Source organism: Ruegeria sp. CDSB113 (assembly GCF_059611045.1).
Genome location: NZ_JBXWOU010000004.1, coordinates 189,056 through 207,340, shown reverse-complemented (window position 1 = coordinate 207,340; position 18,285 = coordinate 189,056). Strand labels below are relative to the sequence as shown.

Genomic DNA, 18,285 nt, shown 5'->3' with positions numbered 1-18,285 from the left:
TAACGAGTATGCACAGAAGACCCGTGCGGAGGACAAAGGCAATGGCGCTGTCACGACGCGTTTTGTTAAAGCAGGGAACCGCGTTAGCGGTCTTAGCGCCATTTGTTCATTGTCTGCCGGCCTCAGCGGATACAGGCGTATCGCAGGACAGCGCCGTTGGGTTTGCCGGTGACAACGCCGTCCAGTTAACAGTTCTGGACACAGTTTTTGACCTTGCCGAGCCTGTTGCCGTTTCGGACACAGATCGCGTGAAATGGGCGCCGGACCCCCGGAACGCTTTTGGATCTGCAGGTCAATTGAATGGCCGATCAGGATGGTTTTCGGGTGATATAAATCTTGTCCAACCGCAGCTGTTTACGGCATGGCCGGAAGTTGTCCCGCAAAGCCGCCGCAGCGGGTTTCGGCAGGGTAAGAAAGCGCACCAGAAACACACACTGGCCGATCAACCCGAGAATTGGCGCATTAGTATCGATGGGGATCCTGCACAGATCGTAGCGCTTTATCGAAGATCATCCCCGATCGGCACGTGGGCGGTCGCCATCAGACGATGGGAAAGCAGCAAGCGGCACTATATGACGTTCGAGCTGGATCGTCCTGTTCAGGATGGTGCGCTCGTCACGATTGAAGGGCCCTCGGTTCCCAAGTCCGAACTCCGCCGCGAGCCGCAGGTATTCACTGAGGCAGTCCATGTATGTCAGGCCGGGTATCCGCTGGCTGGTCCCAAGATCGGTTACGTCGGCGGTTGGTGGGGTCACGACAAGGACGGTCGCAGCGGCAGCACTGACGCCCTGTTGTCGGAAAGCACTGCCTGGAGCCTGATTTCAGCAGAAGATGGAACCACAGCGAAATCTGGGCAACTGACCCTGGCAAAACCAGTCGAGGAATTGCATCAGAAGGACGCAAATTTCAACGGCTGCGACATTTACGAGGCTGACTTTTCGGATATCGAAACCCCTGGACAATATTACTTGCATGTCGAGGGTTTCGGGCGATCTTTCCCCTTCGAAGTTTCGCCTCAGCCCTATGAAAAGGCGCTGAGGCTGGCCGCGCGTTGGTATTTCCACCAAAGGTCCGGTTGTGAGATTTCAGAGCCATATGGCGAAGGCCGGACACGCCCCCGCAACGGCCATCCCGATGACGGGCTGACCGTCTGGCAAACCCAAGTGACCATAGGCCAGACGATAGAAGGGTATGGCAAAGCTGATGCTTTCAAATTGCTGTCCGAGTATGCGGCGGCTCATCCGGTCAACGGTTCGGCTGATCAGGATCCCATGACCCCCAATCCACATGCTTGGGGGGGCTGGCACGACGCCGGGGATTGGGACCGGCGCATCCAGCATATGGATGTCGTGTATCACATGGCTGATATCGTCGAGACCTTTGAATACACTCGGTCTTTATCCCTTAACCTGCCGGAAAGTGGCAAATCCTTCGCAGACCCTGCTGTTGCCGCCAAAAAGGACGGCCAGGATTTGGGGGACGGGGAAACAGTTTTGCCGGATCTTATCCACGAGGCGCTGTGGGGGGCTTCGGTATGGCGCAGAACGCAAGGGGACGACGGGGCCATCATTGGTGGGGTCGAGTATTCAAGCAGCGGCATTATCGGATCGGTTTCGTGGAACCCGGTCCAGACAACCTATGCTTATGGTGCCGAAGACTGGGCCGCCTACCGTTTCGCTTTTGGGGCTGCAAAACTGGGTCATGTGATCAAGACGGTCTGCGGCGACGCCGTATTGGGGGACGCCATAATAGACGAGTCTGTCCGGGCCTGGCATTGGGCCGAAAGCCAGCCGGTGCCAACGCAGGACCAGTCGGAAATCAACCGCGACAGCGTGTTGCGGGCACGTATCGCATCGGCGGCGGTTGTTTACCGAGCGAGCGGTGACGAGGCCGCCCGCGTTCTGTTCGAAGACAATAATCCGTTTGCGCCTCAATCCGACGACCCGATCAAGGCAATCAAGGCTGAGAGATATCCCAATTCTTACCTCGAGTATGTTCGGGCGTCCCGTGAAGGGCGACCTGCGAACCCGAAAATCGTTGCGGCAATAGAAGGATGGATCAAGTACCGTGCCTTACAGCTGAAACGCATGGGGCGCGATTTCGGATTGCACACGACCGAAACCTATCCGTGGAGCCGGGCCTGGATGCGGTTCGGGCCGGGCTCAAACTGGCGCGCCGGTCAGTGGATGATGTACTATGCCGCAAAAGGCGAACTGCCAGCCGAATTTCAAAATGCTGCGATCGAAGGGATGTGGTTCGGGCTGGGATGTAACCCGGCCAATGTCTCATTTGTTCAGGGGCTAGGACAGCGCGATTTCGCTGACCCGTTGATGACCGAAAAGTTTGGGACGACCACTATTCCCGGTCAGATCAGCTTTGGCGTGACTGGCGGAAAGATGCATGAGTGGGAACTGAGAAAGGTGGCCGGTTCGATTTATCCGGCGAACCAGGAAGACTGGCCTGTTTATACACAGATTTTTGAAAGCCGAAGCATCGTGATTTCTGCCGAACACGGTATGAAATCAAACGCCCTTGAGTGGCTGATCGCCTGCGCGCTTGCGACCGCGCAGGAACGCTGATGTGATCCCTAATCACAAACCCAAAAGGCCCCCCTTTCGCCAACCTCTTGCATTGACTATGTGTAGCGGAACGCCAGCGGAGCGTCGCCGGCCCTTGATGTCTGCCTTGAACAATCGGGAGCGCGCCAATGTTCTTTCTCCGTCCGGCACTTGCCGCATTTTGTGTATGTGCATTGCCTGCAGTTGCGATAGCGCAGTCCGAGGTGGTGGGTTCGGAAGGTCTGCAAATTGAGCTGAATACGGTTCAGGATGTCGAAAACGCCTGCCGACTGTCGTTTGTGGTGGAAAACCAAACCGGGACAGCCATTGACGAAGCCAGCTTTGAGACGGTGATCTTTGATGCCTCCGGCAGCGTGGTCAGCTTGACGCTCTTCAATTTCCGTGACCTGCCAGCAGATCGCCTGCGTGTGCGCCAGTTCGTCTTGCCCGACAGGGACTGTAGTTCGATCGGAAAAGCCCTGATCAACGGCACAAACACCTGCAAGGTGGCCGGGGAGGAGAGTTCGATTTGTGAAGACAGTCTGAAACTGCAAAGCCGAACAGATGTGGAGTTGATTGGATGAGCCCCTTTGATGCGCTGCGCGAAATCCTGGATCTGGGCGGGCCTGTTGTTGCGATCCTGATCGCGATGTCGGTGGTGACTGTTGCGGTCACGCTTTACAAGCTTTGGCAGTTTGCCGCGTCCGGCGTCGGGCGTCACCGGGTGTTGTCCGAGGCGTTGGCGGCCTGGGATGCGGGCGATCCGCAAACCGCCCACGCCCGTCTGGACAAAAGCCGCAGTTACCTTGCCCCTCTGGTACGGGTCGCGATGAATGCCTCAGATACGCCGGGTCTGGACCAACGGCTGGATGCCGAGGCCGGTCTGGCGCTTGCCGGGCTTGAACGCGGCTTCCGACTGTTGGACACCGTGGCGCAGCTTGCGCCGCTGCTGGGTCTGTTCGGTACGGTCCTGGGGATGATTGAGGCATTTCGCAGCCTGCAATCCGCCGGGTCGTCGGTCGACCCATCACTGCTTGCCGGAGGTATCTGGGTTGCGCTGCTGACAACGGCTGTGGGACTGGCTGTGGCGATGCCGACCTCGATGCTGTTGTCCTGGTTCGAAAGTCGCACGGCGCGCGAACGGGTTTTTGCGGACAAGGCGCTGCGCACAATTCTGGTGCCGGGGCAGGCTGTTGCGCAGGCCGACGATACCCGGGCCGTGGCGACCGCCCCCGGACATGCGTAACACCGCACCCTTCGTACGACGTCCCATGTCGATGACTCCGCTCATCGACGTGATTTTCCTGCTGTTGCTGTTCTTCATGCTGACCTCTACCTTTTCCAAATATGGCGAAATCGAGCTGAGCAACGCAGTGGGCGGCAGTACGACTTCGGCGACACCGACCGAGCGCTTGTTCCTGCAGTTGGGGGCGGAGCGGCTGGTGCTGAACGGGCAAACGGTCTCTCTCAATGATCTGGAAACGCAATTGGAGGCCGGGCAGGTTTTGGTCAGTTTGGACCCGGATACAACGGCGCAGCGCGTCATCGACGTATTGGTCCGGCTGCGCGGGCGTGACGGGTTAAGCGTTCTGGTGCTGGAATGATCAAGTACAGACGCCCCAAACGCAGACGCGACTCGACGATTGCGCTGATCAACGTCGTTTTCCTGATGCTGATCTTTTTCCTGCTCACCGGCACATTGGCTCCGCCGCTTGATCCGGATCTCGAGCTGGTGAATACGGCAGACCTAGAAGGGCGCGAGCCACCCGATGCGCTGATCCTGCACGCCGACGGCACGCTTAGCTATCGTGGAATTCCAACCGACCCCGAAACGCATATGCGTGACCAAGGGGCCGAGGCCGTGCGCATCGTCCCCGACCGAAACGCACCGGGCCCGCGTCTGATCGAGGTAACCGGCGCGCTACGCCGTCTGGGCGCGTCATCCGTCTTTGTTGTGACCGAGAAGGCGCTGGAATGATCCGCCGGTCGGTTATGATTGCGGCGGCAGCCATTCTGGTGTCGCTGTTTTTGCACCTGATAGGGTTAAGCGTGACCGGGCAGCGGTTTGCAGAAGACGCGCCAGGCGGCCAAGCGCCTGAATCAATTGAGCTAAGCACGACATTCGAGGATCTTGCCGAGGTTGTCGCCGAGCCGGTTGAACCCGAACCGGCCGAGGCACCTGAGCCACCGGTTGAAACACTGCCCGAAGAACCGGAAATCCCGGTCAGTGAGGCGCTTGTGGCGTCTGAAAACCCGCAAGAGGTTTACGCGCCTGATATCGGCGAAGCCGAAGTGGTTCAGCCGACTGCAACGGAACCGGTTGAGCCTGATGTGGCAGAGACCGAAAACACATCCGAAAGCGATGCCGCCGCCGGCGAAGATGTCAACGAAACCCCGCCGGTTGAGGAGGAAACAGCAACCGATGTGCCCGAAGGAATCCCCGAGGCAGTCGCGGTCGAGCCAGAGGTCGCGACCGAGGTCCAGCCCGTATCGCCCCAACCGCAAGAGCTGGCGGCGCTGCCGGTCACCCCGTCGCCCGAGGCCGTGATCCCTGTTGTCCCGTTGGAGTCTGAGGCGATTGAGCCGGATGATCCGGTTGATCCAACCGACCAGGATGCAAATGAAGACGTGACAGAACTGGCCGTGACGTCTTCGATCCGACCGCAGCGCCCCGACCGGCAACCAACGCCCGAAAGGCGGGGCACCCTGAACGGCGCGCGCGACTTTAGCGAGTTGCAGTTCCCGTCAGAGGTGGTTGAATCGCCCCTTTACGCCTACAGGCGCGAAGGTCTGGATGCCTTCACGTCTGGCAGCAGTGGCAGCCGTTCGGGCGGGCGTGGCCCCGGCAATTCGGACACCACCAATTATGCGGGTGAAGTCTTGGTCCACCTGAACCGCGCGCCCCCGGTATTTGTTGCTGCCCGGGGATTTGCCAAGGTGTTTTTCGAAATCAATCCCGATGGCACGCTGGCCTGGGTTGATGTCATCGACAGTTCAGGGTCGTCCGATGTTGACCGGGCCGCTCGGGCGCAGGTGCAGGCGGCCTCGCCCTTTCCGCTGCCGCCAGGTGGGGTCAGCCGCAAGTTGTCCTTCTTCTACACCAGCAATTGATTGGCAGGATTGAGTCCCTCATCCGTGCAATACAGAACCAGTTTTGGGCGGGATTTTGCCCGAATCCACCATTTCCGGTGTGCGGGCTCACGACACGGGAAGTCTCATTTGCAAACCTGAATAATTTTTGTCATTTAAAGAGGTATCGTCGCATTTCTTTGATCAACTTTTTGTAACGAAACACAACTGATCGCGAAACATACGTAAATACTCAGGAAATTGGGTTTTGTGCGGTTTTCTGCATTTGCAAAGATGCAACAAATACCAACTTTGCCCAGAATGAAGTGCAGCGAAACCATTGCGCACGCTCGGAATTTGTCCGAGTAGGCCAGCAGTCGCTTTGACGGCTACACTCCTCTCAAATCTTATGGATTTACCATGAAAAATCTCCTCATTGCATCGACCGCGTTGATCGCAACCGCAAGCGTTGCTGCCGCGGATGTTAAATTCAGCGGCTACGGCCGTTTTGGTATTGGATATCAGGAAGACCGCACCGGTACTGTTGACAACTTTACCACGGACGCAAACGGCGACATCGTCGCTGATGGCACCGCGAACGTCGACACCGATAACACCATCCTGGTCTCGCGCTTCCGTCTGAACATCGACGGCACCGCAGAAACCGATGGCGGCGTTGAGTTCCAGGCACGTGTTCGTCTGCAGGCTGATGACGATTCCGGCAACGGCGAACAGAACAGCGCGGGTCTGAACGGCGCACGCTTCTCGGTCATTTACGGTGGTCTGCGTGTTGACGCAGGCAACGTGGCCGGTTCCTTTGACAACCTGGCAAACTACTTCGGTAACGAACCGGGCCTGGAAGAGTTTCTGGGTCAGTATTCGGGCGTGAACTACAGCTTTCTGGAGTACACCTCGACCGGTTCAGGCGCGAACGCTGTGTTCTTCCAGTACGCAGTCGGCGATTTTGCATTCGGCGCATCGTACGACCAGGCAACCATTGCTCTGGACGGTGTTCCGCAGGATGCAGACCGCTGGGACATCAGCGCAACCTACAACTTCAACAACATCACCGCTGCACTGGCCTATGGTCAGACCAAGGCGAACGTGAACAGCAGCAGCGAAAAGCAGTCGCTGACCGTTCTGACCCTGGGCGCAGAATTCGGTGACTTCTCGGGTACTGTGTTTGTCGCGGACGATGACGTTGTTGATGACGCTGAGAACGGCACCGCATACGGTCTGTCGCTGGCATACAATCTCGGCGCCGCAACCACCCTGCAGTTTGCTTACGGTGACGGTTCCGCTGACAACGATACCCGCAATATCGGTATTGGCGCCATCTACGACCTGGGCGGCGGTGCATCGCTGCGTGGTGGTATCGGCGAAATCAAAATGGGTGACGAGGACGGTCGCATCCGCGCTGACTTCGGTGCTCAGTTCAACTTCTAATTTGATCTAAACCACAAAGTTTAAGGGCAGGTCTCCGGACCTGCCCATTTCTATTGCTGCTAGCCTATTTCTTCTCAAAGAACAGGATGACCTCGCCCAGCCGGACGCCATAACGCGAGACATAGGCTCGGTTCAGCAGGCGATCATCCTCCAGCAGCCACATCCAGTCGTCGAAGTTGACCCGCATGGTGCCCTCTTTGACCGGCAAGTCGATCTTGTAGGTCCAGTTGAACGTATCGCCACGTTCGACCCCGGTAGCGGTTCCCAGAACGCCAGGTGCGGTGCCGGTCCAGGTGTCCGCGCCCGTTTTGGTCAACGTCCAGACACGCTGTTCGGTGGCGCCGTCATCATAGACGAAATCCTCAACCAGGGTCAGGGTTTCTCCATCCCACGTTCCATCGATGTCTACTGTAAAGCGGCGCGGTACGTTGCCCAGAACATCCTGAAACTGGCCATAAGCGACGGTCTTGCCCTCAAAGAACTCTTCAAGGTTCAACTGCCGGTCAGATAGAAAGGTCTTGGGAACGCGCGGTTTGGCTGAACAGGCAGTCAGAACGGCCAGTCCGGCGATCGCCAGACCCGCAACAAGGACCCGACGCGAGATCATTGCAGCGGCCTTTGTTCTGCGTCCGCATCATAGCCGTTTGAACTGGGGACATGTGTGGATTTAACTTCGGGCCCGGGGCGCATCGTGGCAATCAGCTCTGCGACCTTGATACCGAATTTGCGCATCTCGGATCGGTTCATGATTACACCGTTTTCGGTCAGGTACATCCAGTCGGTGACGTCCAAAGTGTGTCCCCCGGCATCCTCAGGCAATATGATCCGGTAGGTCAGTTTGACCGTCGAACCCGAAATCGTGCCTTTGCCTTCACCGACGATGTCATCCGCCGTGGCGATGAACGTATTGCCGGTGCCCAGCGTCAGATACCACTTGCGTGTCATCTGTTTGCCGTTGGAATAGGTGAAATGCTCGGCCAACGTGCCGGTGTTGCCATCCCATTTCCCCACCATACGGGCGACAAAGCTGTTCGACATCTTGCCGTTCGGGCCATAGATCAGCCCTTCGGACAGGATCTCTCCGTTCAGAACCTCTTTCATTTTGAATGCAGGTCCAGTGCCGGTGTAGTCGGCCGGTGTTTGCGACCGGAAGCTCAGGAACCGGTTCTTGGCGATAAACAAAGCGAGAGCGGCGAGCAGTAAAACAACAAGCGTTTTCATTTGGCTGAGACCTCCGTGGGCAGCGTCAGGACCATACCAAACGCGCCGAGTTTCAGGATGCAGGGTAGTACCGCATAAGCCAGATTGAGTGTTTCCAGGGCTTGGGCGGAATTCGATTGGCCAGGTGAAAAGCCGCTGCGTTCCAGCAGGGGCAATGTAAAGAAGGCGGCAAGCGCGAGGCCCAGCTTGCCCGCAAAGGACCAGATGCCGAACGCGGCTGAGGCGTTCAGGCCGGCGCGGGTCAAAACGACCGAGAACATGGCGGGCAGGACCACCATATCGGCCCCAAGTGCCGCACCCGAGGCAAGGCAGATCAGAGCAAATCCCAAAAGCTCACCCGCTGGCAACATTGCAGCCCCGATAAAGCCGGCTATGGACAGCGGCATAGCCATGATTAGGGTCTGTTTTGGACCAATGCGATTGCTGAGCTTGGCCCAAAGCGGAACGCAGGCCCCCGCGCTGAGGAAAAACAGGATCAACAGGGGACCCGCCTTGCCCGGCAATTGCAGCCTGTCTTCGACGAAGAACAGAAATAGGGTTGAGGTGATGGCGACCGGCAAACTGTTTACCAGCGCCAGCGCCAAAAGTCGCAGCGCCCCAGCCCGCCCCAGCCCTGCGAAAGACAGGCCTTCGCCAGTAATAGGCGGGCGCCGCCACATTGGGAATGTCAGCGCGATGGTTACGATCGAAAGGACGCCCAGAAACAGCCCAAAGGCGGGGTATCCCTGCGCGCTCGCCCCTAAAGCGACGAACAGTGCAGGCGCGCTCGCGGCAATGACAACCCCCGCCAATTGTCCACCTTCACGGAAGGCTGCCAGCGTCATCAACTCTTTTGCGTCTGGTGTTTTGGCCAGGGTTGCGCTGCGCCCGTAAAGCAGGATGGTCCCGAGGCTGTAGGCCGAGAATAGCAGGATCAGGATCAGGATCAGCGATGTCACGTTTGCGCCCTGTGGCAAGGCAAAGAGCAGCGGAAAGCCGACCGCCAGCCCAACAGCGGCCATGGCGGCGAACAACAATTGACCGCCCGGCCATCGGTCAATCGCCCAGCCTATCAGCGGGTCTTGCACAAGATCCACAAGCCGGATCAACAGCAGTGCCGTTCCAATCACTCCAAGGCTAATCCCAAGGTTCACGGAGGCAAAACGCGGCAGGTGGATATAGAGGGGAATACCCGCCGCTGCGAGCATCAGCGCATAGAGGCTGACCCGGGGATACAGCATCACTGTCCCTTCAATTGCCGCGTAAAGCTTGCGGATCTGGTATTATCTCCCAGAAAGATCGACATGAATGTCTTTTTGACGCCTTGCCCGGACAGGGTGCAGGTTTTGCGCCCGTTCCGCCAGAAACCAACCTTGTTCGGCCCTTCCGAGATGGCCAGATAGCTGTCGCCTTTGCTGACGGCCTGAAAGCACTGCTCAAGCTGGGCTTGTGTCAGCCCGCTGTTTCCTTGCCGTGTCATCTCATCCAGCGTGGATTCGACCAGAGCCTTCTGCTTGAGGTTTTTGCGGTAGGTCAGCTGCAATCCGAAATCATCGCTCCAACTGAACGGGGCACCGCCTGGCGTGAACAGCTTTGCGTCATAGATCGGCAGGCCAAGGTAACGGAACGTGGCGGACCCGCGCAGTTCGGCGTTCGGCAATTCGTTCGACACGGTTGACGCTTCCAGCCCGACTGGGGCCAGCAAGGTCAGCGACAGCAGAGCGACGCACCAGACCGAGCTATTCGGCCGCGACAGGGATGACCGGGTCATTTTTGGCAATGCCATTGTCAGCTCCGATGGTTTGCGGGGTGCCGTTCAACTGCGCGACAACATGCATCGCGCTGGCAATCCCGTCCTCGTGAAAACCATGCCGGTTATATGCACCGGCAAACCACGTTTTGTTCTGTCCCTGCATGTCGCGAATTTGCCCCTGGGCCTTCAGTGCGGCTTGATCGAAAACCGGATGGGCGAATTCGACTTCGTCATAGATTTTTTCTGCGGGAATATCCGCCGCAACATTGAGCGTTACAAACATCGGATCACTGTCCGGAATGTTCTGTAACCGGTTCATCCAGTAGGTAACGCCGACATTTCCGGCCTGTGAACGATAGGTCCAGCTGGACCAGCAGGCCCGCCTTTTGGGCATCTGGCCGGGATCGCAATGCAAGACGGCCTTGTTGGGTTGGTACTTGATCGCGCTAAGGGCAGCAATTTCTTCGGGTGTGGCGTTGTCGCCCAGAATGGCCAGCGACTGGTCGGAATGGGTGGCAAGGATGATCTCATCATAAAGGTCAGTCTGGCCTTCGCTGAGTACGGTCACGCCCAGTTCATCCCTCTGAACATGCTGCACGGGGGAGGCGACGCGGATTTCGCAACCGCGGGCGCGCAATGCAGCCTCGATCCGGCGGACATATTCGATGCTACCGCCTTTTACCGTCCACCACTGATGCTGTTTTGACCGATCACCGGCCAGCAAGGCATGGTTCTGAAAGAACTGCACCAGCGAACGTGCGGGAAAGCGGTCAATGAACTCGACGGGGGTAGACCAGATCGCCCCGCACATGGGCATCAGGTAGTTGTGGCGGAACCAGTGGCCCAGACGCAGTTCGTCGATCAGTTCACCTATCGTCGTGTCATTGTTCTTGGCAGCCTCCGGAGCCTGTTTGCCAAAGCGCAGGATGTCCGAAATCATCTTGTAATATGCCGGGCGCATCAGGTTGCGTTTTTGCGCTGTCAGGGTGCGCAGATTGTTCAACCCGTATTCAAGGCGACCATTGTCGATCGTGGCGCCAAAGCTCATCTCGCTTTTGGTGACCGGGACGTTCAGTTCGTCGAACAGTTTGGTCAGGTTGGGGTAAGTGGCATAGTTGAACACGATGAACCCGGTGTCGACCGGTTGATCACCGTTTTTGCCAGCCATCACAGTCCTTGCATGGCCGCCCAACCTTGGTTCGGCCTCATAGATCGTTACATCATTGTCTTCTGATAGATAGTAAGCTGCGGATAGGCCTGAGATTCCTGCACCCACAATTGCGATTTTCTTGCGTGCGCCCCTTGGTTCGTCGAACATGTGATCCCCTTAGTTCGGCAATTTAAAAGGATTACGCATCAGATGCGGGTACGGATCAATCACGTTGGACTTTTTTTGAACGTGCGTTACATCGTGATGCCTTGCCTGGTTTTTTGAGCGTTAACGTGATCCAGCTTTGTTGCCGATCCGTAAAATCCTTAAATTGTCTGAAACAACACGAAACCAATGTCCGGGCCATATGTACCCGACAGTCCGGATGGCCCAAGCATGAGCAGTTTTGACGGAAAAACCTATTGGATCGTTGGCGCCAGTGAGGGGCTGGGCCGATCTTTGGCCCAGGCGCTAAGCCGACAGGGGGCAAAACTGATCCTCTCGGCGCGCAATGCGGCGCGATTGGCCGAGATTTGCAAAACCCTTCCGAACGCGCGGGCGGTGCCGTTTGATGTGACCGATCTGGCGGCTGTGCGCCGGGCCGTTGCAGATGTCGGCGTGGTGGATGGGCTGGTCTACAATGCCGGTGCCTACGAGCCTATGAAATCGGCCGATTGGGATACCGAAGCTGTTCTGTCCATGACAGACGTGAACTACCTTGGCGCGCTGCGTGTGTTGGGTGAGACTGTGCCAGGGTTTATACGGGCCGGACAGGGCGACATTACCCTGATCGGGTCTTTGTCTGGCTATCGCGGGCTTCCGGCTGCTGTCGGATACGCGGCCAGCAAGGCGGCGCTTGTCTCATTGGCTGAAACGATGCGATTTGATCTGGCAGGCACGGGGGTAACTGTTCGGATCGTCAATCCGGGTTTCATTAAGACCCGCCTGACCGAAAAGAACACGTTCAAGATGCCGATGCTGATGACACCCGAGGACGCGGCGGACCGGGTGGTCAGGGCGATGTCGCGCCGCCGGTTCCGCACCGATTTCCCGGCACCGTTCTCTTGGGTGATCCGTTTGCTGGATTACCTGCCAGATTGGCTGATTTACCGTGGAAAATAGAGTCTAATCAGGCGTTCTAACCAAACTGCCCCTGACAGAACCAGCCTGCCGACATCGTGCCGCCATGGCCGTAAAACAGCCACAGTCGCTCACCCTGTTCGGTGACCACCACCCAGTAGTCACGCACGCCGCTGCGCCAGTTGGGGTCATCCAGCCACCATTCGGGTGCGATCCGTTCCGGACCGGTGGCCTGTGCCAACTGCCAGTCGCGCCCGCGCCACCGAAAGGCGGCTGGAACATCCGGGGCTTCAGCGGCCATCACCGGCTCGGGCTGCCACATCTGCAACGGACGCGGGCGCGACGGGGCAGGCCAGTCACGGGCGGGTTCCGACCACGCCGCCGCCAACGTCTGCGCGGTTTTTTCGGGGATATGTGAGGCTGCCGGGTGCCGCCGGGTGATCACGTCCAACCCGACCCGCGCGCCCAGTTTGCCGATCAGATCATCTACGGCTGTATTGCCCTCCAGCCGCGCGCGGGCCACACGGCGGGCCTCGGCGTGACCGGCCACGGTGCGGGCATGGATGGGCTCGGTCTGGATCGCCTCAAGCCGCAGCATGTCGATGCCATAGCCTGCGTCTATTTTGTCGATTTTCATCTCTAACAAGGGGCGAATGCGGTGTTTGTCGTAAGTGGGCCGAGCCAAACCAACCTCGATGATCTCGGCCGCCTGATCGGCGCGATGCGCCTCAAGCCGTAGGGTGCGGACGCCACGCGCCTTCTCTTCCAGCTTCGCGCACAGCGTGGGCAGCACCCGGTCGATGGCGGCCATCACGTCCTCGATCAGGCCGATCGGATTGGGCAGGGTCATCCGCACCGCAAAGTGATGCGGCGGACGCGCGGGGGATACCGGTTCGGGCGCGCTGCCCATCGCTTGGTCCAGTCTCATCACCAGCCCGCGCCCGAACCGTCGGGCGAGAGAAGCCCGGGGTTGGCCCAAAAGATCGCCGATCCGGCGTAGGCCCAGCCGGTTCAGTTGTGCCACAACCTGATCTTCCAGCCGCAGCGCCGCAATCGGCAGAGGGCTGAGCGCGCCATAAGATTGCCCTGGTGCCGCGATCCGCGCGCCACCGCCCAGAGCCATCACTTGCGGCGCGGCCCCGCCCTTGGTCCAGTGCCGCCGTTTCCCTGCGCGCGCGCGGGTGGCGCGTGCCTCTTGGCTGATGGCGTCGCCGTTGCGGTCAGACGTGGCCTCTTGCCCCGCATAACGCGCCAGCGCCCAGGCTGCGCCCAGCGTGTCGGCGATACCCATCTGAACGCTTAGCCCCATATCGGCGCAATCGGTTTCAATGACGCTCAGCAGCGCCTCCTCCCCGCCGAACAGATGCGTGCAGCCCGACAGGTCGACGATCAGACCATCGGGGATCTCTTCAGCCACCCATGGGCTGAACTTGCCGGCCCAGCGGCGCAGCGCGGTCAGAAACGCGGCCTCGGCGGGGGCGTTGCGGTGTCGTGTGATCAGGGTCGCGCACATGGCATGGGCATCACGCACGGGCTGCCCCGCACGCAGACCTGCGGCCTGCGCTTCTGCGTTCAGCGAGGTGATCACCTGCATGTTCGACTGTTCCGCAACGACGGCCAAAGGGCCAACATGCAGCCCCCGCGCGGCACGGATCAGCCGTTCAGCCCCCAGACGGGGGAACCACAGTGAGAGTATTCGGCGTTTTGGCATCGGCAGACATCAAATGTTCTTACTTTGTTCTTATCGCGGAATCACCTACTGAGTCGAGAGCGATTCAGCCGAAAAAGGCGGTGATCAAGTTGCAATTCGCCCTATGGCGTGATTCAAATTTGCCAGCCAATGGGCGCAGTTCACCCCCGTTCAGGATTTTATAAAAGAGATGATTTTCTATCGTGTGGCACTTCTTTCCGTTTCATTGCTTGTGATCTGGGGAGCGCTATTTATCGCGAAGGTCGCGGCAGAAAGTGCCACGCCGACGAGGGGGCCTATCGGAAACCCGCTTGAGCGTTTTCAGGAATGTGAAGATTGCCCCGAAATGATCGTCATGCCACCCGGTTCATTCATGATGGGGGCCATCCCCGGTGAGTCCCGCAATCCATTCACGTTTTACGGCAAGGACGGCTATCTTGGCGTGCGTGGGCCAGATAAGATCAACATCATCCCCAGCGAACACCCTCGCCATCGGGTAAAGATGGATATTCTCTATGCGATTGGTCGCAATGAAGTTACGCATGCGGAATGGATGGCCTGCGTTGACGCCGGTGGGTGCTCACATGTGCCAGAGCACAGCGTGCAAACGCTATACGGCCAAGTGACCCTGGGCACTGACCACCCGGTGATTAATGTGTCGTATCTGGATGCGCTGGAATATACGGCGTGGTTGAACTCGCTGGTTGGCGAGGAGGTTTATCGTTTACCAACCGAGGCAGAATGGGAATACGCCGCCCGCGCCGGGACGGAAACTAGGTTCGCGCAAGGGGACGAATTGACTGCTGATCAGGCGAACTTTTCGAGAAGGGCGACAGAGCATCTGCGCGGGCGCGAAGCATCACTGCCTGCGCTCAAGAACCGACGAATTCCGGTTCCGGTTGGAGACCTCGACGCTGCCAATGCGTGGGGTGTTCGCCATATGGCTGGCAATGTTGATGAGATTACCCTGTCTTGCTGGACGGAAGAGCATTTAGGTTTGCCAACAAATAGTGCCTACCTGTCTCTCTCAAAACAGCAAAGTTCTTGCGAACGCGTGGTCGCCAAAGGCGGGGCGTTCAATACCGCCATGGATGGGTTGCGTCCTGCGTCTCGTATACGCCCGACTTTGGATCGCAGGATACCTTACCTAGGTATTCGGGTTGTTCGCATCTTCGAAGCGGAGAAGTAACGAACTCCGTTCAGAGCTGATGAGGCACTGCCAAAATGTGTACTACCCGCAGGTCAGGCGTTGTATGATTCCGGCTCCGTTCACGAAAACATTCAGTCGGTCGATGCGATAATCCTGTGTGGCAATGTCATCAGGACCCAGAATACGCGACCGCTCGGGCAACTGGGCTTGGATGGTCGAAACCGGTTGGCCGATGGAATCGGCAAAATCGCCGCCCAGGCAAAAGGCCAGATCAACCGGCGCGTCCGTTGAGGCGGGTGCATCCACAGGTGCAATCGTTTCAGCACAGCCTGCCAGCAGGACCAGCGCGGGAATAAATCGGTGCATTGGCGTTTCTCCTTCTGACAATGTCGTTACTGCAATATCAAACAATTAGCCAACCTGCCACCAAAGCGCAGTTGAAAACACCCTGCAATTGACGCAGGGTCGGGGCAAATAAGACAGGGAGACAACGATCATGCGCACCCGTGCCGCCGTCGCCATTCAGGCGGGCAAACCTTTGGAAGTGATGGATGTGAACCTCGAAGGCCCCAAGGCGGGCGAGGTTCTGGTCGAAATCAAGGCCACCGGCCTTTGCCACACCGACGAATTCACCCGGTCGGGTGCTGACCCCGAAGGCCTGTTCCCGGCCATTCTGGGCCACGAGGGCGCGGGTGTGGTTGTCGACGTCGGTCCGGGCGTCACCAGTCTGAAACCGGGCGATCACGTGATCCCGCTCTACACCCCTGAATGTCGTGAGTGCGAATACTGTCTGCACCCCAAGACCAACCTGTGTCAGGCGATCCGCGAAACCCAAGGCCGGGGCCTGATGCCCGACGGAACCTCGCGGTTTACGACTTTGGATGGTGACCCGATCCTGCACTACATGGGCTGCTCGACCTTTGCCAACCACACGGTTCTGCCCGAAATCGCGCTAGCCAAAGTGCGCGAAGACGCGCCTTTCGACAAGATCTGCTACATCGGTTGTGGCGTGACCACCGGCATCGGTGCCGTCATCAACACCGCCAAGGTCGAGATTGGCAGCCGTGCCATCGTGTTCGGTCTGGGCGGCATCGGCCTGAACGTCATTCAGGGCCTGCGTCTGGCCGGAGCGGACCAGATCGTCGGCGTCGACCTGAACCCGTCAAAGGTCGAGATGGCGACCAGGTTCGGCATGACCGATTTCGTCAACCCATCCGAAGTTGAAGGTGATCTGGTGCCCTATCTGGTGAACCTGACCAAAGGCGGCGCGGATTACACTTTTGACGCCACCGGCAATGTCGGCGTGATGCGCACGGCTCTGGAAGCGGCGCACAAAGGCTGGGGTGAATCGATCATCATCGGCGTGGCACCTGCGGGGGCCGAAATCTCGACCCGCCCATTCCAGTTGGTCACCGGTCGTTCGTGGCGCGGCACCGCCTTTGGCGGCGCGCGGGGACGGACCGATGTGCCCAAGGTCGTCGACTGGTATATGGACGGCAAGATCGAGATCGACCCGATGATCACCCACACCATGGGTCTGGATGATATCAATCACGGCTTCGACCTGATGCATAAAGGCGAAAGCATTCGGTCGGTCGTCATTTACTAAGGCTCAAATACCAGACAATCCGCATGATGCGGTTGAAAACGGCGCGCGGGAAAGTGCGCCGTTTTTTAATTTGACGTTTACTCGCCTGGCCGTGACGCTCCGGTGTCCGACCGGGGTGACCGCACCCGCAGAACCGGTGTGTTGGCTGAGGTCGTGTTTGTCCGGCTTTCGCGCCACACCACGTAGACGCCGGATGCGATAATGACGCTTGCACCGACTGCAACCCAGATGTCCGGGCGTTCACCAAAGAAAGCCATGCCGAAAATCGTGGCCCAGATGATCTGGCTATACTGGCTTGGGGCAATAACTCCGGCAGGTGCCGCACGATAGGCCAGAATGATCAGATGCTGGGCGATGACCGAGAACACACCGACCAGCGCCATCATCGCAAGATGCAGCAGGGATGGTGGTTGGTACACGGCAGGTTGTGCAAGGCTCATCACCGCGATGGCCAACAGCATGGGGTACAGGATCAGCACGGCCGAGCGTTCCTCATTCCCGATCTTGCGCACCAGAACCGAGGCGAAAGCGCTGCAGAACGCCGCCATCAACGCCGCCAGATGGCCTAGGGTAATGTCGGTGGCCCCCGGACGAAGAACAATCAAGACTCCGATCAGACCAACACCGACTGCGGCCCAGCGCTGGGCGCGGACCACCTCGCCAAGGATGGGGATCGACAGGACCGTCACGATCAGTGGAAAGGAGAACAGCAGCGAATAGACCTCGGCCAGCGGCAATACGGAAAAGGAGTAAAACGCGCAGGACATTGCGGTGACCATCAGGCCCGACCGCAGCAGCACCAGCCATGGGTGGCGGGGCAGGAAGTTCCCGGTTGTCCGGTCGGTCAGAATCGTGACGGCCATGGGCACAAAGGAAAACAGCGTGGCAAAAAAGATGATCTGCATCACCGAGTAGACGCCGCCAAGCGCCTTGATCAGAGCGTCATGGCTGGCAAACACCGCAAAGCCCAAAAACGCGTAGCCAAGTCCCCGAAGGGTGGAGTTCTGAGTGCTCATCGTTGTGGCCTCGGGTGATGTCTCGGTGTTGTGACTGTGCCATCACACCGCGTATGTTGCGGGTGGCTTGCCTTTGAGTAAACCCATTTTGGCTGCGCGCATAGTCCTTAATTTACCGCTAACATTGCATGGCCGCTATGACACGGGATCACCGCAGGATCGGTGGTGCATCCTTGGGTTGACGTGCGGATTGAACACCGGCCTTCATTCCCACACCAATGCGGCGCGCCAGCGCGCCCCACGGTACCGCGGTTTCAGGGGGCAGCGTCTGCGTCGCGACCTCTTCGAACAGATCCAGCCAATGGGCGAAGAACTCGGGCTTTACGTCGGGCCGCTCGATATGGACTCGTTGCGGATTGCCGTCATAACTGCGCTCGAACAAAATCGCGTTGCGCCAGAAGGCGGCGATCTTCTCCTCATGGGCGGGCCAGTCGTGGACATGTTTGTTGAAGACCGGTCCCAGTACCGTGTCCTCGCGCACGCGGGCGTAAAAGGCGCGGACCTGCGCGTTGATCTGATCTGGCGTCGCGGGAAAGCGTGGGGGCAGGGTGGGTCTGGTCATTG

General features: G+C 58.6%; 19 protein-coding genes. 10 read left to right on the top strand and 9 right to left on the bottom strand.

Annotated elements, in window-relative coordinates:
- The first annotated feature begins 41 nt into the window (after positions 1-41).
- The 7 genes from AC2FIS_RS09920 (at position 42) to AC2FIS_RS09890 (ending at position 7,073) form a co-directional block, all read left to right on the top strand.
- Positions 42-2,579: a cellulase N-terminal Ig-like domain-containing protein gene (locus tag AC2FIS_RS09920; RefSeq protein WP_496773147.1), complete on the top strand. Its 2,538-nt coding sequence runs from the start codon at positions 42-44 to the stop codon at positions 2,577-2,579.
- 128 nt (positions 2,580-2,707) lie between these two features.
- On the top strand, positions 2,708-3,142 hold the full coding sequence (locus AC2FIS_RS09915) for a hypothetical protein (protein ID WP_496773145.1): 435 nt from the start codon (positions 2,708-2,710) through the stop codon (positions 3,140-3,142).
- Positions 3,139-3,804 (top strand): MotA/TolQ/ExbB proton channel family protein, encoded by a 666-nt coding sequence (locus AC2FIS_RS09910; RefSeq protein WP_058272851.1) that lies wholly within the window; start codon positions 3,139-3,141, stop codon positions 3,802-3,804. Before AC2FIS_RS09915 ends, AC2FIS_RS09910 begins: the two co-directional genes overlap by 4 nt.
- Before the next feature lie 25 nt (positions 3,805-3,829).
- Positions 3,830-4,162 (top strand): ExbD/TolR family protein, encoded by a 333-nt coding sequence (locus AC2FIS_RS09905; RefSeq protein ID WP_348774513.1) that lies wholly within the window; start codon positions 3,830-3,832, stop codon positions 4,160-4,162.
- Positions 4,159-4,536, top strand: a complete 378-nt coding sequence (locus AC2FIS_RS09900; RefSeq protein WP_496773144.1) for an ExbD/TolR family protein — start codon at positions 4,159-4,161, stop codon at positions 4,534-4,536. The genes AC2FIS_RS09905 and AC2FIS_RS09900 overlap by 4 nt, the downstream gene beginning before the upstream one ends.
- Positions 4,533-5,669 carry an energy transducer TonB family protein gene (locus AC2FIS_RS09895; protein WP_496773142.1) on the top strand — a complete coding sequence of 379 codons (1,137 nt, stop codon included), beginning with the start codon at positions 4,533-4,535 and terminating at the stop codon, positions 5,667-5,669. Before AC2FIS_RS09900 ends, AC2FIS_RS09895 begins: the two co-directional genes overlap by 4 nt.
- 378 nt (positions 5,670-6,047) lie before the next feature.
- Positions 6,048-7,073 (top strand): porin, encoded by a 1,026-nt coding sequence (locus AC2FIS_RS09890; RefSeq protein ID WP_496773141.1) that lies wholly within the window; start codon positions 6,048-6,050, stop codon positions 7,071-7,073.
- 64 nt (positions 7,074-7,137) lie between these two features.
- On the opposite strand, the gene AC2FIS_RS09885 is transcribed toward AC2FIS_RS09890, so the two are convergent.
- From AC2FIS_RS09885 to AC2FIS_RS09865, 5 genes are read right to left on the bottom strand one after another with little or no spacing between them, the layout of a single operon-like run.
- The gene (locus AC2FIS_RS09885; RefSeq protein WP_496773139.1) at positions 7,138-7,680 is read right to left on the bottom strand and encodes a DUF3833 domain-containing protein; all 543 of its coding nucleotides are present in this window, start codon (positions 7,678-7,680) and stop codon (positions 7,138-7,140) included.
- Positions 7,677-8,294 (bottom strand): DUF3833 domain-containing protein, encoded by a 618-nt coding sequence (locus AC2FIS_RS09880; RefSeq protein WP_496773137.1) that lies wholly within the window; start codon positions 8,292-8,294, stop codon positions 7,677-7,679. Before AC2FIS_RS09880 ends, AC2FIS_RS09885 begins: the two co-directional genes overlap by 4 nt.
- The gene (locus AC2FIS_RS09875) at positions 8,291-9,514 is read right to left on the bottom strand and encodes an MFS transporter (protein WP_496773136.1); all 1,224 of its coding nucleotides are present in this window, start codon (positions 9,512-9,514) and stop codon (positions 8,291-8,293) included. Before AC2FIS_RS09875 ends, AC2FIS_RS09880 begins: the two co-directional genes overlap by 4 nt.
- Positions 9,514-10,059, bottom strand: coding sequence for a hypothetical protein (locus AC2FIS_RS09870; RefSeq protein WP_496773134.1), 546 nt, complete (start codon positions 10,057-10,059; stop codon positions 9,514-9,516). The genes AC2FIS_RS09875 and AC2FIS_RS09870 overlap by 1 nt, the downstream gene beginning before the upstream one ends.
- Entirely contained in the window at positions 10,013-11,344 is a 1,332-nt protein-coding gene (locus AC2FIS_RS09865; RefSeq protein WP_496773132.1) for an NAD(P)/FAD-dependent oxidoreductase, read from the bottom strand. The genes AC2FIS_RS09870 and AC2FIS_RS09865 overlap by 47 nt, the downstream gene beginning before the upstream one ends.
- Before the next feature lie 228 nt (positions 11,345-11,572).
- Between AC2FIS_RS09865 and AC2FIS_RS09860 the strand changes: the two genes are divergently transcribed.
- Positions 11,573-12,298, top strand: a complete 726-nt coding sequence (locus tag AC2FIS_RS09860; protein WP_496773131.1) for an SDR family NAD(P)-dependent oxidoreductase — start codon at positions 11,573-11,575, stop codon at positions 12,296-12,298.
- Between the two features lie 16 nt (positions 12,299-12,314).
- Here AC2FIS_RS09860 and AC2FIS_RS09855 read toward each other — a convergent pair whose 3' ends face one another.
- Entirely contained in the window at positions 12,315-13,967 is a 1,653-nt protein-coding gene (locus AC2FIS_RS09855; RefSeq protein WP_496773128.1) for a DUF6504 family protein, read from the bottom strand.
- A gap of 184 nt (positions 13,968-14,151) precedes the next feature.
- Between AC2FIS_RS09855 and AC2FIS_RS09850 the strand changes: the two genes are divergently transcribed.
- Positions 14,152-15,135 (top strand): formylglycine-generating enzyme family protein, encoded by a 984-nt coding sequence (locus AC2FIS_RS09850; RefSeq protein WP_496773126.1) that lies wholly within the window; start codon positions 14,152-14,154, stop codon positions 15,133-15,135.
- A 42-nt stretch (positions 15,136-15,177) separates the two neighbouring features.
- On the opposite strand, the gene AC2FIS_RS09845 is transcribed toward AC2FIS_RS09850, so the two are convergent.
- Positions 15,178-15,462: an I78 family peptidase inhibitor gene (locus AC2FIS_RS09845; RefSeq protein ID WP_496773124.1), complete on the bottom strand. Its 285-nt coding sequence runs from the start codon at positions 15,460-15,462 to the stop codon at positions 15,178-15,180.
- 130 nt (positions 15,463-15,592) lie between these two features.
- On the opposite strand from AC2FIS_RS09845, the gene AC2FIS_RS09840 reads away from it, so the two are divergent.
- On the top strand, positions 15,593-16,705 hold the full coding sequence (locus tag AC2FIS_RS09840; protein ID WP_496773123.1) for an S-(hydroxymethyl)glutathione dehydrogenase/class III alcohol dehydrogenase: 1,113 nt from the start codon (positions 15,593-15,595) through the stop codon (positions 16,703-16,705).
- A gap of 77 nt (positions 16,706-16,782) precedes the next feature.
- Here the strand turns inward: AC2FIS_RS09840 and AC2FIS_RS09835 are convergent, their stop codons facing one another.
- Both AC2FIS_RS09835 and AC2FIS_RS09830 read right to left on the bottom strand, forming a co-directional pair.
- Complete coding sequence (locus AC2FIS_RS09835) at positions 16,783-17,721, bottom strand: DMT family transporter (protein WP_113791000.1); 939 nt, start codon at positions 17,719-17,721, stop codon at positions 16,783-16,785.
- Between the two features lie 148 nt (positions 17,722-17,869).
- Entirely contained in the window at positions 17,870-18,283 is a 414-nt protein-coding gene (locus AC2FIS_RS09830; RefSeq protein ID WP_496773122.1) for a group III truncated hemoglobin, read from the bottom strand.
- Positions 18,284-18,285 lie beyond the last annotated feature (2 nt).